Origin of the sequence: Streptomyces sp. NPDC006372, assembly GCF_040612515.1 — a bacterium.
Classification (GTDB): domain Bacteria; phylum Actinomycetota; class Actinomycetes; order Streptomycetales; family Streptomycetaceae; genus Streptomyces.
Window position 1 is genome coordinate 87608 of sequence record NZ_JBEXQJ010000009.1, and the last position, 14042, is coordinate 101649.

The 14042-nt window shown below is 69.9% G+C and carries 13 protein-coding genes; 7 read left to right on the forward strand and 6 right to left on the reverse strand.

What is annotated here, in order from left to right; translation table 11 throughout:
* The first annotated feature begins 66 nt into the window (after positions 1–66).
* Positions 67–1101: a LacI family DNA-binding transcriptional regulator gene (locus tag ABZ016_RS16835; protein ID WP_356917375.1), complete on the forward strand. Its 1035-nt coding sequence runs from the start codon at positions 67–69 to the stop codon at positions 1099–1101.
* Positions 1102–1248: 147 nt separating this feature from the next.
* Here the strand turns inward: ABZ016_RS16835 and ABZ016_RS16840 are convergent, their stop codons facing one another.
* Entirely contained in the window at positions 1249–2139 is an 891-nt protein-coding gene (locus ABZ016_RS16840) for an NAD(P)-dependent oxidoreductase (protein ID WP_356917376.1), read from the reverse strand.
* A 176-nt stretch (positions 2140–2315) separates the two neighbouring features.
* Between ABZ016_RS16840 and ABZ016_RS16845 the strand changes: the two genes are divergently transcribed.
* The 5 genes from ABZ016_RS16845 (at position 2316) to ABZ016_RS16865 (ending at position 9670) form a co-directional block, all read left to right on the forward strand.
* Positions 2316–2924 carry a TetR/AcrR family transcriptional regulator gene (locus tag ABZ016_RS16845; protein WP_356917377.1) on the forward strand — a complete coding sequence of 203 codons (609 nt, stop codon included), beginning with the start codon at positions 2316–2318 and terminating at the stop codon, positions 2922–2924.
* A 142-nt stretch (positions 2925–3066) separates the two neighbouring features.
* Positions 3067–4485 carry a cation:dicarboxylase symporter family transporter gene (locus tag ABZ016_RS16850; RefSeq protein ID WP_356917378.1) on the forward strand — a complete coding sequence of 473 codons (1419 nt, stop codon included), beginning with the start codon at positions 3067–3069 and terminating at the stop codon, positions 4483–4485.
* A 204-nt stretch (positions 4486–4689) separates the two neighbouring features.
* Positions 4690–7899, forward strand: coding sequence for a glycoside hydrolase N-terminal domain-containing protein (locus ABZ016_RS16855; RefSeq protein WP_356917379.1), 3210 nt, complete (start codon positions 4690–4692; stop codon positions 7897–7899).
* A gap of 85 nt (positions 7900–7984) precedes the next feature.
* Complete coding sequence (locus tag ABZ016_RS16860; protein ID WP_356917380.1) at positions 7985–8656, forward strand: HEAT repeat domain-containing protein; 672 nt, start codon at positions 7985–7987, stop codon at positions 8654–8656.
* A 3-nt stretch (positions 8657–8659) separates the two neighbouring features.
* Positions 8660–9670, forward strand: a complete 1011-nt coding sequence (locus ABZ016_RS16865) for a HEAT repeat domain-containing protein (protein ID WP_356917381.1) — start codon at positions 8660–8662, stop codon at positions 9668–9670.
* A gap of 6 nt (positions 9671–9676) precedes the next feature.
* Here the strand turns inward: ABZ016_RS16865 and ABZ016_RS16870 are convergent, their stop codons facing one another.
* A complete protein-coding gene (locus ABZ016_RS16870; RefSeq protein WP_356917382.1) occupies positions 9677–10174 on the reverse strand; it encodes a DUF4396 domain-containing protein in 498 nt (165 codons plus the stop codon).
* Positions 10175–10328: 154 nt separating this feature from the next.
* Positions 10329–11276, reverse strand: a complete 948-nt coding sequence (locus ABZ016_RS16875) for a hypothetical protein (protein WP_356917383.1) — start codon at positions 11274–11276, stop codon at positions 10329–10331.
* A 137-nt stretch (positions 11277–11413) separates the two neighbouring features.
* On the opposite strand from ABZ016_RS16875, the gene ABZ016_RS16880 reads away from it, so the two are divergent.
* On the forward strand, positions 11414–11824 hold the full coding sequence (locus tag ABZ016_RS16880; RefSeq protein ID WP_356917384.1) for an MmpS family transport accessory protein: 411 nt from the start codon (positions 11414–11416) through the stop codon (positions 11822–11824).
* Here the strand turns inward: ABZ016_RS16880 and ABZ016_RS16885 are convergent.
* The 3 genes from ABZ016_RS16885 to ABZ016_RS16895 form a co-directional block, all read right to left on the reverse strand.
* On the reverse strand, positions 11814–12488 hold the full coding sequence (locus ABZ016_RS16885; protein WP_356917385.1) for a M15 family metallopeptidase: 675 nt from the start codon (positions 12486–12488) through the stop codon (positions 11814–11816). The two genes, ABZ016_RS16880 and ABZ016_RS16885, sit on opposite strands and share 11 nt — an antisense overlap.
* A gap of 74 nt (positions 12489–12562) precedes the next feature.
* Entirely contained in the window at positions 12563–13357 is a 795-nt protein-coding gene (locus tag ABZ016_RS16890) for a ribonuclease BN (protein WP_356917386.1), read from the reverse strand.
* A 249-nt stretch (positions 13358–13606) separates the two neighbouring features.
* Positions 13607–14002, reverse strand: a complete 396-nt coding sequence (locus tag ABZ016_RS16895) for a RidA family protein (RefSeq protein WP_356917509.1) — start codon at positions 14000–14002, stop codon at positions 13607–13609.
* Positions 14003–14042 lie beyond the last annotated feature (40 nt).

A 14042-nucleotide genomic window follows, 5' to 3' on the forward strand; every position in this document is an offset into this window, starting at 1 on the left:
TATCGGCCTTGCTTCGCGAGGGTGTCAAGGGTGTTGCGCAAGAAGGATTGCCGCGGGGAGGCACAGGTGGACGACGGCGGTTCCGAGCGTCGCCGGAACGGCGCGCACAAACGTCCCAGGCTGGAGGACGTGGCCGCGCGCGTCGGACTGTCCACGGCGTCGGTGTCCCTGGTGCTGCGCGGCGTGACCGGGCCGAGCGAGCGGACCCGGCAGCGCGTGCTCAAGGCCGCCGCCGACCTCGGGTATCAGGTGGACCGCACCGCCAGCACATTGGCCAGCCGGCGCAGCCGGCTGCTCGGCGTCATGGTCGACGTCCACCGCCCCTTCCACGCCGAGCTGGTCGAGCATCTGCACACCGCGGCCGAGGAGGTCGGCTACGACCTCGTCCTGAGCACCCTCACCCGCACCCGCGGCGAGCAGACCGCAGTCGAGACCCTGCTGGCCTTCCGCAGCGAGGCGCTGATCCTGCTCGGTCCGACCTCGCCCGCGGACACACTCGCCGCCCTCGACACCAAGGCCCCCGTCATCGCCGTCGGCCGCCGGATCGCCGACGCCGCGCTCGACGTCGTGCGCACCGCGGACGACGACGGCGTGGGCCAGATCGTCGACCACCTGGTGGGCCTCGGTCATCGCGAGATCGTCTACGTCGACGGCGGCAAGGGCGTCATCGCCACCGACCGGCGCCGCGGTTACCGCGCGGCCATGCGCCGGCACGGCCTGGACGCGTACATCCGGATCCTGCACGGCGACCACACCGAGGGCGCGGGTGAGCGCGCCGCCCGCAAGCTCCTCGACGGGGGTGGTCTGCCCACCGCCGTGGTCACCTACAACGACCAGTCCGCCATCGGCGTCCTGGCTGCCTTCGCCCGCGCCGGGGTTCCCGTCCCGGGTCAGGTCTCGGTGGTCGGGTACGACGACGACACGCTGTCCCGGCTGAGCTGCTTCAACCTCACCACGGTCAGCCAGGGTGCCCGGGAGCAGGCCCGGTACGCCGTGACCGCCGCCGTCGAACGCCTCGACGAGCACCGCACCGAGCCCCGCGAGGTCGTCCTCACCCCGCGTCTCGTCCTGCGCGGCACCACTGCCCTGCCCCCGGCGTGAACAACTTGCTGGTGCCCGCGACAGACGGCCGGGTTCACCGCCCCGCGGGGCGGGCCCGGAGTTCCCGGCCACGGCGGTGATCAGGACACCGGCGACGTGGCGGTGCCGCTCGCCGGTGGCTCGTCCCGGTCTCTTCAACGGGCGTTTTCAGCGGGCGCGGGCGGGAGCGTCGTCGGTTCGTCCCTCCAGGGCCCGCAACACGGCCGTCATGTCCTCGGCGCCGTGGCCCCGGTCGACGGTTTCGCCGTACAGGGCCTGGCAGATGTCGAGGAGCGGTGAGGCGACCTCGGCCTTGCGTGCTGCCTCGGCGATCAGCCGGTTGTTCTTGAGCACGTCCGAAGCGGCCGCCTGGACGGTGAAGTCGCGGGCCAGCAGCTTCGATCCCTTGACGCGGGACACATCGCTGGCCATCGGGCCCGCGTCCAGGACGTCCCGGAGCAGGCCTTGGTCGAGCCCCTGCCGGTCAGCGAAATGAAACGCCTCGGTCAGGCCGGTGACCATCGTGATCAGGAACAGGTTCACGGAGAACTTCATCAGCAGTGCGCCGGGGACGGCACCGCAGTCGAACACCTCGTGGCACATGGGGGTGAGCAGCGGGCGCACGGGCGCCACCGCCTCGCTGTCACCCGCCAGCATGCCCACGAGTGCGCCCCGCTCGGCGGGTACGCGGGAGCCGGAGACGGGGGCCTCGACGTAGCGGCCTCCCGCGGCCCGGACGTCGTCCTGCAGACCGGCGGAGTACTCGGCCGAGGTCGTGCCCATGTGGACGACGGTGTGTCCGGCGACTCGCGCGGTGAAGTCCGCAGTGCCGCACCCCAGCACGGCGTCCATGGCGGCCTCGTCGGCGAGCATGAGGATCACCGTCGCGGCCCGGTCGAAGACCTCGGCCGGGCTCGCGGCGACCTCGGCACCCGCCGTGCGCAGGGGTTCGCACCGGCCGGGGGTGCGGTTCCACACGACCAGGGGTGTTCCGGCCCGGGCGAGGTTGAGGGCCATGGGCTGTCCCATGACTCCGAGGCCGACGAAACCGACATCCATGCTCCACTGCCTTCCCGGGCTGAGCCCCTCGACGTCCACGCCGGCGCGGAGGCGAGCCGACGCCGTCGCCGTCGCCGTCACGACCACCACCGACTATGACAGCGGTCATAGTAGCCGTCGCTATGACAGCGGTCATAGGCTGTGGCCGGAGCTGCTCGCGGTGATGGAGGACGACGATGAAGGCGGCAGGGGCGGAGACCGGACGAGGGCCGCGTGAGCGGATGGTCTTCAGCGCGGCCCAGCTCATCCGGCGCGACGGGGTCGCCGCCACCGGCATGCGTGAGGTCGCCGCGCACGCCGGGGCGCCGCGGGGCTCCCTCCAGCACTACTTCCCCGGAGGCAAGGAGCAGCTGGTCAACGAGGCGGTCGGGTGGGCCGGCCGGTACGCGGCGAACCGTGTCGCCCGCTTCCTCGCCGCGCTGGACAGGCCCACGCCCAGCGGGCTGTTCGCCGAGATGGTGCGCCAGTGGACCGACGAGTACCGCACGGCCGGGTTCGCGGGTGGCTGCCCGGTGGCGGCGGCCACGGTGGACTGCGCGGAGTCCACCGCGGCCACGCGAGAGGCGGCGGCCGCCGCGTTCGCCGCCTGGACGGAGCCGGTGGGCCGGGCCCTGGCGGGGCTTGGAGTGCCCGACGAGCGGACCGGCGCGCTCGCCACTCTCATGATCAGTTCCCTGGAAGGCGCCATCCTCATCGCCCGCGCCGAGCGGGACGTCCGCGCCCTGACGACCGTGGCCCGCGAGCTGGGACCCCTTCTCGACGCCGCGGTGCGCAGGGACGGTTGAGCACCCTCAGCCCTGATCGGACGAACCTCCAATCTTGGAACGGGTGAGCCGCGCGGTCTTCTGTCGAACCGTGACTTGATTCATAGTTGGCGGACGCGAATGGAAACTGAATTCCACATTACGGAATTCTCCGCCTCGGAGGATGCCAGTGCAGCAGTCCACACCGTCCCTACCGCACCGCGCCGCACGTCTGCTGCGCACCTCGCTCTTCACCCAGGTCGCCTGCGCTCTCCTCCTCGGAGTCGTCGTGGGGCGTCTGTGGCCCGAAGTGGGCAGTGCCGTCCAGCTCCTCGGCGACGGGTTCGTCAGGCTCATCAAGGCGGTCATCGCGCCACTGGTGTTCTGCGTGGTGGTCACCGGCATAGCCAAGGCCGGCAACCTGCGAGCGTTCGGCCGTATCGGCCTCAAAGCCCTGATCTGGTTCGAGGTGGCGACGACGCTCGCCCTGGTCCTCGGGCTGGTGGCGGGCAATCTCACCCAGCCCGGCGCGGGCATGAACATCGACCCCGCCGGCCTCGACGCGAACGCCGTCGACGCCAAGACCGGTGGTGGTTCGCTGCCGTCGACCAGCGAGTTCGTACTGCACTCCCTGCCCGACAGCGCGATCGGAGCCTTCGCCGAGAACTCCCTCCTGCAAGTGCTCGTCCTGGCGTGCCTGGTGGGCGCGGCGCTGCTCCACCTCGGCCACACCAAGGTGCCCGCGATACTCCCGGCCGTCGAGCAGGCCCAGGAGGTCGTCTTCGCTGTCGTCGGGTTCGTCATGCGGCTCGCGCCGCTCGCCGTCTTCGGTGCCACCGCGCACCTGGTCGGTGAGTACGGCCTGGGCGTCATGTCGACATACGGCAAACTCATCGGGGTCTGCTACGCGGTAGCCCTGCTCTTCCTCCTCATGCTCTCGGTGGCCCTCAAGGCGTTCACCGGGCTGAGTCTGTGGAAGTTCGTCCGCTTCACCCGCGAGGAGATGCTGCTCGCGCTCGGCACCGCCTCCAGCGAGAGCGTCATGCCGCGCATGATGCAGAAACTGCGCCGGGCCGGTTGCCGTGACGACGCGGTGGGCCTGGTCCTGCCCACGGGCTACTCCTTCAACCTCGACGGCGCCTCGATCTACCTCTCGATCGCCACGCTGTTCATGGCTCAGGCCGTGGGTGCCGACCTCAGCCTGGGGCAGCAGATCACCGTCGTCCTGATGCTCATGCTCACCAGCAAGGGCATGGCCGGAGTGCCGGGTTCGGCGTTCCTCGCCCTGTCGGCGACCGCCTCCGCCCTGGGTGTCATCCCCGCCGGGGCCGTGGCGCTGCTGCTCGGCGTGGACCGCATCATGGACTCCATGCGGGTGGCCACCAACCTCCTCGGGAACTGCGTGGCCGCTTTCGTCGTCGCCCGCTGGGAAGGCGCACTGGACACCCGGCGGGCGCAGAAGGTGCTGGCCGGCGGAGCCGACTCCGCGCCGGAAACCGACCAGGAAACCCCCCTGCCCGAGGCTCCCGTCGGCAGCCCCCTCGCCACCCCCGCGCTGAAGGCCGACACGGCCCCGGCCGCCCCGGTGGCCCGCGCGGACTGAAGGGCGCTACCCAGGACGTCGACGCGGCCGGTGTCGAGAGAGCGGATCGCGGCCCGGCCGATTCGACACCAGATGAGTCAGCGCCGCACGGCTCTAGACATCGGATCTATTCCCCGGCGACGATGTTCGCGCCCTCGACATGTGTCGAGCTGGCTGTCAGTCGCTCTGCGAAAGAGCCGATGAATAGGGCCGGGAGAACTTACCGTGATCAATGAATCCCAGCTGCGGCGACGGGGCATCCTCAAGTTCGGCGGTGGCCTCGCCTTCGCACCTCTGATCACCCAGCTGACCGGCCGGGCTCCTGTGGGGCAGGCCGTTGCCGCAGGGACCGACGCACCGACGGGCGTCGTGTGGCCGGTCCTGTCCCGCGAGGCGCTGACATACTCCGTACCGGCCATGGACTGGCAGTCGCAGGCCCTGCCGATCGGCAACGGCCGACTCGGCGCCATGCTCTTCGCCGATCCCCACGAGGAGCGCGTCCAGTTCAACGAACAGAGCCTGTGGGGCGGTGTCAACGACTACGACAACGCCCTCGCGGGCAAGCCGGACAGCGACTTCGACACCGGCATGACCGGCTTCGGCTCGTACCGGAACTTCGGTGACCTCCACGTCACCTTCGCTCCTCGTGCGCGCCCGAAGATCACGGCTCCGGGGGGACCGTACAGCAGCTCCTCGACAGAAGGCGTCGACAAGACGTACGACGGTGATTCGGCCACCAAGTGGTGCATCGAGGGGCCGGGCTCGAAGGTGCAGTGGCAGGTCGAGCTCCCGGAACCCGTCGCGGTCGCGTCCTACGTTCTGACGAGCGCCAACGACGTACCCCAGCGCGACCCGCAGGAGTGGACGCTCTCCGGTTCCGCCGACGGCGCCACCTGGACCACGCTGGACAGACGCACCCTGGAAGCGCCCTTCGAAAGCCGCTTCCAGACGAAGGAGTTCACCTGCGCCGGCACCACGGCCTACCGCTTCTACCGGTTCGACTTCGTCCCCAAGGCAGGCGTCAGCCACTTTCAGGTGAGCGAGATCGGTCTGTCCGGTGTCGACCTCGGGGCGGGCGGTGCGATGTACCTGTCTTCGCCGAGCGGCCACTCCAAGGGGGCAGGCGCCCGGACCGGGCGCCGGGCCACGGACCTCTCGTCCTCGGTGGACGGTGATCCGGCCACGGTCTGGCGGGTCGGGGCAACCGCGCCCGCGGTCGTCTGGCAGGCAGATCTGACCCAGGCGGTCGTCGTCACCTCGTACGCGCTGACGGCGGCCCCGGACCGTCCGCAGGACGACCCCCGGCGATGGCGGCTCGAGGCGTCGCAGGACGGGCGGGCCTGGACGACCCTCGACACGCAGAACCCCGGAACACCCTTCGCCGAGCGCGGTGAGAGACGGACCTTCCGGGTCACCAACAGCACCGCCTACCGCGCCTACCGGCTCACCCTGACCCCCGGCGCGTCCTCAAAAGCCCTCCAGATCGCGGAGATCGCGCTGGCGGGCAAGGGCTTCGACACCCGCACGCAGCGGACCGTCGTCGACTACCGGCGCACCCTCGACTTCGTGAACGGCGTCAACGTCACCCGCTTCGGCGCGCCGGGACGGCGGGTCCTGCGCGAGGCCTTCGCCGGCCGGTCCGCGGACGTCATGGTCTTCCGGTACACGTCGGAGCATGCCAAGGGACTCTCCGGAGCGATATCCCTCACCTCCGGACAGGAGAAGGCCCCGACGACCGTCGACGCCGGCGCCGGGCGGATCGCCTTCAGCGGGGTCATGGGCAACGGCCTCAAGCACGCGTGCACCGTCCAGGCCGTACACACCGACGGCGACCTCCGCGCCGACGGATCGATCCTCCGGTTCAGCGGCTGCACGACCCTGACCCTGTTCCTCGACGCCCGCACCGACTACAAGCTCGACGCCGCCGCCGGGTGGCGCGGAGCCGATCCGGAGCCGGTCGTCGCCAGGACGCTCCGCAAGGCGGCCGCCCGGTCCTACGGCCGACTGCGCGACGAGCACACCGCCGAGACGCGCGCCCTGATGAACCGTGTTTCGGTCGCCTGGGGCACCTCCGACGACGCGGTCGTCGCCCTGCCGACCGACACCCGGCTGGCGCGGTACGCGGCCGGTGGCCAGGACCCGGCACTCGAGCAGACGATGTTCGACTACGGCCGGTACCTGCTGATCAGTTCCTCTCGCCCGAACGGCCTGCCCGCGAATCTCCAGGGCCTGTGGAACGACAGCAACCAGCCGGCGTGGGCCTCCGACTACCACACCAACATCAACGTCCAGATGAACTACTGGGGCGCCGAGACGACGAACCTGCCGGAGTGCCACGAGGCGCTCGTCCGGTTCATCGAGCAGGTGGCGGTGCCCAGCCGCGTGGCGACCCGCAACGCCTTCGGCGAGGACACGCGCGGCTGGACCGCCCGGACCAGCCAGAGCATCTTCGGCGGCAACGCGTGGGAGTGGAACACCGTCGCGAGCGCCTGGTACGCACAACACCTGTACGAACACTGGGCGTTCACGCAGGACATGGACTACCTCCGCACCGTCGCCCATCCGATGATCAAGGAGATCTGCGAGTTCTGGGAAGACCATCTCAAGGAGCGTGAGGACGGACTCCTCGTAGCGCCGAACGGCTGGTCCCCCGAGCACGGGCCTCGCGAGGACGGCGTCATGTACGACCAGCAGATCATCTGGGACCTCTTCCAGAACTACCTGGACTGCGAGGCGGAGCTCAAGGCGGACCCGGCCTACCGCGCCAAGGTCGCGGACATGCAGGCACGTCTCGCACCGAACAAGATAGGCAGGTGGGGCCAGTTGCAGGAGTGGCAGGAGGACATCGACAGTCCCACCGACATCCACCGCCACACCTCGCACCTCTTCGCGGTCTACCCAGGCCGCCAGATCACCCGTGAGACCCCCGACTTCGCGGCCGCCGCCCTCGTCTCGCTCAAAGCCCGGTGCGGGGAGAAGGAGGGTGTTCCGTTCACGGCGGCGACGATGTCCGGCGACAGCCGCCGCTCATGGACCTGGCCCTGGAGGGCGGCCCTCTTCGCCCGTCTCGGAGACGGGCACCGCGCCCAGATCATGCTGCGGGGACTGCTGACCTACAACACGCTGCCCAACCTGTTCTGCAACCACCCGCCCTTCCAGATGGACGGCAACTTCGGTGTCACGGGCGCCGTGGCGGAGATGCTCGTGCAGAGCCACGACGGCGTCATCCATCTGCTGCCCGCACTGCCGGACGACTGGAAGGCGAAGGGCTCCTTCACCGGGCTGCGGGCCCGTGGCGGCTACGAGGTCAGCTGCACGTGGCGGAACGGGAAGGTCACGTCGTACAGGATCGTCGCCGACCGGGCCCGGAACCGGAGGAAGGTCACCGTGCGGGTGAACGGCGTCGACAAGAAGGTGAAGCCGGCCAAGCCCTGACGGCAGCACCGGCTCACCGGACGGGCCCCTGTTTGACCTTGACACGGTGACAAGGCGTTCACTGTCCGCCGAGGAGGTGGTCTCCATGACGACCACGGGGCAGGGGACGGATGCGCTACGAGCGCTCCAAGGGCTGGAGGACGACCGGTCGTCCGTGCGGCTGCGGGCCGCTCTGGCGGTGGGTACGACGCCCGACCCGCGGTTCGTGGGCAAGCTCGTCGAGCGGTGCGCGGTCGAGCCCGAGTTCTTCGTCCGCGACATGCTGACCTGGGCGCTCACCCGCCACCCGGTGTCCCTGACGCTCCCCGAGCTGCTCCGTGAAGCCCGCTCGGGGCACGCGCAGGCACGGAGCCAGGCGGTGCACACACTGTCCAAGATCGGGGACCGGCGGGCGTGGCCGGTGATCACACCCGAGCTGCTGTCCGACGCCGACGACGAGGTGGCGCGGACCGCCTGGCGGGCCGCGGTCGTGCTCGTGCCGGAAGGTGAGGAGCCCGCCTTGGCGGAGGTGCTGGTGACGCAGCTCGGTCGCGGTGGGCGGGAGACGCAGCTGAGTCTCAGTCGCGCGCTGGTCGCGCTGGGCGAGATGATCGTGCCTGCCCTGCTCGCCGCGACGAAGGCAGCTGACCCGCACGTGCGCACGCACGCGCTCGCCACACAACGGCTGCTGCTCGACCCGGACACCGGATTCGAGTCCGCCATCGAGGAGGCGAAGCGCGTCGTGGCCCTGGGCGGGTCCGGCCGGGAGGGACGATAGGGCGTGTTGATCGGTGAGGTGGCGCGACGGTCCGGGGTCAGCGCCCGCATGCTCCGGCATTACGAGTCGCTCGGGCTGGTGCGTCCTTCGGGACGTACCGGCTCCGGCTACCGTGAGTACGCCATGGAGGACATCCAGCGGATCTTCCATGTCGAGAGCCTGCGGTCGCTGGGCTTGTCGTTGCGTGAGATCGGACGCGCGCTGCACGATCCCGGCTTCGCACCCGCGGCGCTCGTCGACGACCTCATCCGGCAGACGCGCGAACGCATCGCCGCCGAGACGGAGTTGCTCACGCGGCTGCGCCGGATCCATGCCGCGGATCCCGACGGCTGGGAGGACGTCCTCCAGGTCGTCGCGCTCCTCCAGGCTCTGGGTTCGAAGAGCCCCGACGCGCGCCAGCGCGCCGCCCTTTCGTCGGGCGAAGAGGTTCCGGTGCCCGTGGAGGCCCTGGTCGAGGCGGCACTGAGCGAGACGGATACGAACGTCGCCGGGGCTCTTCGCTGGGCGCTGGCGCGTTCGGGCGACGGCGGCCTGGCACTCCTGGCGGAGGGCCTCGGCTCTTCGGAGGCCGCGGTGCGGGAACGTGCCGTTCAGGCCCTCGTCGAGATGCCCGGTGGTGAGGCCACCGCGCGGCTGCGGGACGCCCTCGCGAACCCCGACGTCGTGGTCCGCGGGTATGCGGCTCTGGCGCTCGGGACACGTGGTGCGGCCGATGCGGTCCCGACACTCCTGGACATGATCGTGGAGGGAAGGAACGACACCGACGCGGCCGACGCGCTGAGCGTGCTGTCGAGTGACAGCTCCCTAGCCGACCGGATCGCGACCGGACTCGTCGACCGCCTCGCTCACGGCGCCACCGAAGCGCCCGCACGCGGACGGCTGACCCAGGCGCTGGCGGGCATCCCGGGGCCCGAGGCGTCCCGGGCCCTCATGGAGCTGTCACATGACGAGGACCGCGCCGTCGCGCTGACCGCGGCCTACCTGCTCCGGCTGCGCGACGAGTCCGGTCGCTGATGACGGTCAGTGGTGGGCGTGAACCACCGCATGTCCCTTGCCGCGGCCGATCATCCACTTGTTGACCGGCGTGGTGATCACGAAGGCGACCGCGAACCCGCCCAGCAGGGCGGCCCAGAACAGCCCGTCGGACAACTCGGCGTCCATCGCGCCGGGGGTGAGGGCGACGATGCCGTTGTCCACGATCTCCATCACGGCGATGGACACGGTGTCGGCGGCGAGTGCGACCTTGACAGCGCTCCTGAGATCCAGGCCGGCCCGGCGGACCGCGAACAGCGTGAAGGAGTAGCCGAAGAGGAACGCGAGCACGATCGCCAGGATCATGGTGGGCACGTTGCCCCACACCAGCGCCGTGCCGATGACCATGCCCAGAATCTCGCCGATGGCACAGCCGGTCAGGCAGTGCAGGGTCGCCCTGACCGCCATCCCCCAGGACGCTCCGGTGTGCCCGTCCTGGTCCGCGTGGTCGTGCATGGTGCCGGCGTGCTGAGCGCTCTGATCCATGACCCGTCCCCAATCCCGTCGAGCGAGACCCGGCCTGTGAGTCCCACACCTCAGGACTGTATACCCCTGGGGGGTATCGAGCCAAGGGGTGGGGTGCGGGGCAGGGGTGCGGGGCAGGGGTGCGGCAGGGATCCCGGAGGGCGCACGAGCTCGCTCAGATGTCTTCGTGGACGGTGAAGCGGACAGGTTCGGTGACGCCTGCTCGCTTCAGGTCCTCGACCGCGGTTTCCATACGGCTGAGGCGCGACCGCAGCGCTTCGGCCTCGGCATTGCCCGGCTGGGCACGCAGGGCGAGCCGTGTCACGGGGTGATGGTGGTGGCCGCCCGTGGGACCGCTCCACGGAGGATCGAAACTCCACGGAACCGGCCCGGTCAGCTCGTTGGCGGCCATCCAGTCGTCGATGCGTGCGTCCACCCAGCCGTGAAGCTTCCAGAAGATCGGGTTCACATGGGCGGAATAGGTGTCGGCGAGCCAGTTGTAACTGGAGTCGTCCCACTGGGGGTCGACACTGAAATCGACCCCGCCCTGCCGGTAGGAGGGCATTTCCGCCGCCCAGCGCAGATGCATCTGGTTGTGGATGCCGAACTCGATACGGGCGCCGAGGCGGCCAAGTGTCATCTGACGCAGCTCCGCCGGGTTCGTGAACAGGGCCTCCCAGTCCCGGATCCGGTTGAACGCCGCCTGCGTCTTGGCTTTTCCGATGGCGTCGCTGGTGCCGGTGTCGCCCGGGATGTCGAAGGGGGCCGGGACCGGGTATTCAGTGTCCTCCGGAGAAGGAACGGCCGGCCACCCTTCCACGCGAGGGTGCTGCGGGTCGCCCAACTCGGTGAGGATCTCGTTGACCGTGCCGATCATCTCGCGGTGCATGAAGAGGAAGTCCTCGCCCGAGCCGTTGTCGAACTCGACCGACCGTCTGCCGGTCACAGGGTCCGGCGCCGACAGGGACTGGCGCGGCGGCTCCCAGCCGTGGTGGCGGAACACCTCTCGCTCCTCCGGCGTCAGAACCGCCCAGGAGTCACGCGCGGAGTGCCACAGCATGTGGTGCAGACGCATGGCCCGGTCGGCCATGGCGTCTGTCACGGGCTTGGGAAAGGTGCTCATTCTCTTCCACTCCTGGTTCCACTGTGACGCGGAACGTCTGCTGATGCATCCGGGTGCACCGGTCCGACGGGGTCGACATACCTCTCCTCTTGCGCTTGGCTGCACATCAGGCCTTTTCATGATCCGGGGGGATTCCTGTGAACCGCACTGTCCGCGCAGCCGTCTTCACCGTCGCCGTTACTGGTCTCGCGCTCGGCCTGAGCTCCTGTTCCGAGGCGGTCGACCAGGTCGACAAGGCGGTGGACGAGACGTACGAAGTCACCTACGAGGTCACCGGGAAGAACGTCGACTCGATCGACTTCCACGGCGGCGGGGGCAAGGCCACGAAGCCGAAGATCGAGTCGGTGCCGAACCCCGAGCTGCCCTGGAGGAAGACGGTCACGCTGCGCGGCATCATGCCTGCGGCGGTCATGCCGGTCGCCGAGGACCCCGAAGCCGCCCAGGTGACATGCAGGATCACCTACAAGGGCAAGGCACTCGATGAGCAGACCGCCAAGGACCTGGTGACCACCGGCGGCTGCACCGCGGAGTCCCCGGTCACGGAGTAAGCCTGGACCCCGCTTGCGGACACTCCGGTCCGTACAGCGCGGTCTCGGCTCCTGTGGCCAGGGCCCAGTAGCGGTCGCCGAAGGACCAGTGCCACCACTCGGTGGGGTAGTTCACCGGGCCCACAGCGGCCAGCGCGTCACGGAGCAGCCGGCGGTTGGCCCGCGCTTCAGCACTGATGTGGCCGGCGTCCGTGTAACACGCGCGGTCACTCTCTTCAGGGCTGGCGTTCACCCGGGTTCCCATGTCGAGTTCCCGCCCGTCGGCGGAGACGAGGGTGAGGTCCACGGCGGCTCCGGCGCTGTGCGGCGCGATCTCCGGTGGCGACACGTACCGGCTCGCCGCTTCACGAACCCGCGTCGGCGACCAGCGCGGATGGCCGGCTCGCAGCTCGTCGGCGTACCGCTCGAAGTAGTGGCTCTGCAGGGCGGGTGGCCGGTAGCCCTCGATGAACCACAGCCGGAGGCCGCCCGGGAGCTGCCGCTGAGCCTGGAGAAGGCGGGTCAGCACCCCTTCGCGCAGATAGGCGAACGCGCCTGAAGAGTCCGCCTTGCGGGAGTCCACGGCGAGGGATGCCTCATGCCGGACGTCCACGAGCGGTTCGCCGCAGTCGGCCACCGGGATCGCCGCAACCCGTGGATCCGACATCAGCACGATCTCGTTCATGCACTGATCGTCGCTGATGACCGGCTCTGCGGGGCTGCGAAAACGAGTCGTTCGGAAGTGAAAGACGAAGATCGTCACTCCCGGGAGCGTCGCCGGAAGCCATGGTGGTCGAGGAGCCAGTGGCCGAAGAGGGCGCCGCCGTAGACGACGTAGCCGACGCCGATGAGCCAGGACTCCACTACGAGGACGACTCCGACCGCTCCGTAGCTGATCGCGTTGGTGACGATGAGGGGGGTGAAGACGAAGTGGGAGAACGTGCGCAGGCCGCCCAGGCCCAGCATGGTGGCCGCCGCCCCGGGGAGCAGATCGCTCCATCGGACCTGTCCGCCCAGCAGGAAGCGCTGCCCCCACCAGAAGAACAGCACACCCGACGCCGAGCTCAGCGCGATCCGCTCGGGACCCGAGACAAGACTGCGTGTCTGTACCTCCTGGTACAGGTACGCGGTCATGGCGACCATCCACACCGCTTGGCGCCAGACGCGGTGCCAGGGGCCTGCCGCCAGACCCCAGATCCGCTCGTAGCCGTTCTGCACGCTCCCCCCGAGCGCGACGCCGAACACGGCGAGCGCGACCCCGCCGAGCACGCTGGTCGTGCCGATGACCTTGCGCGGGGGGCTGATGATGTCCGTGAGCAGACGTGCGGACCGCCCGGACAGCCCCATGCCGTCGGCCAGCCACAACGCGAACCCGCCACGCTCCAGAGGGTCGGCGGCGGCGACCACGATCAGCAGCGGCGCCAGTGTGACCAGCGCGAGCGTGGCGAACCCCGTGGCCCGGTGCAGCAACTCCAGATCGCGCCCCTGCCGGACGAGGGTGTGCGCGCCCAGCCGTTCCCACCCGTGGCGCACCGCCCGCCCGAGCCGGTTCACGGCATGCCGACTCGCACCCACGCGACGGGCGCGACCGGTCACCGGCCCGCCAAGGCGCGCGCTGTCTGCGGTCCGGTGCCGATCACCCTTCGCTCGCCTCCCGGTGTGCTGTCCGTCCCCATCGGAAATTCGTTGACCGTTTCGAAATGTCACAAACGCCGCACCCAGGGGGCAGGCCGCAGGCAGGAGCGAAACGCTCGCCGCCGGACTTCACCCGGGCGGTCGGCACTCGTCCGAGTCAGGTCAGCATCACGCGACGGCGGTTCCCTCGAGCTCGACCAGCTGGCCGGGTATCGCCAGCCTCGTCACCCCGAGCATCGTGGTGGTCGGCGCGACCTCGGCGGCGCCCAACCGGGACGCCAGTACGCCGTAGTGCTGGAAGAGCAGGTCGACGTCGGTGGTGTAGACGTTGAGCCGGACGAGGTTAGTCAGGGACATGCCGGCCTCGCGGAGCACGGCCTCCACGTTGTCGAGGCTCAGTGCCAACTGGCCCGCCATGTCACCGTCGTGCTGGGGCTTGCCGTCGTCGCTCATGGCGGTCTGCCCGGAGCAGTACAGGGTGCGGGTGTGCCCGGAGACGATCTCACCCTGGTTGAATCCCATCTCCACCGACCACGTGACCGGGTTGACTGCCGTTCGTTCCACTGCCATCTGAGCTCCGTTCGATGCGTCGGGTCGGGGTGTA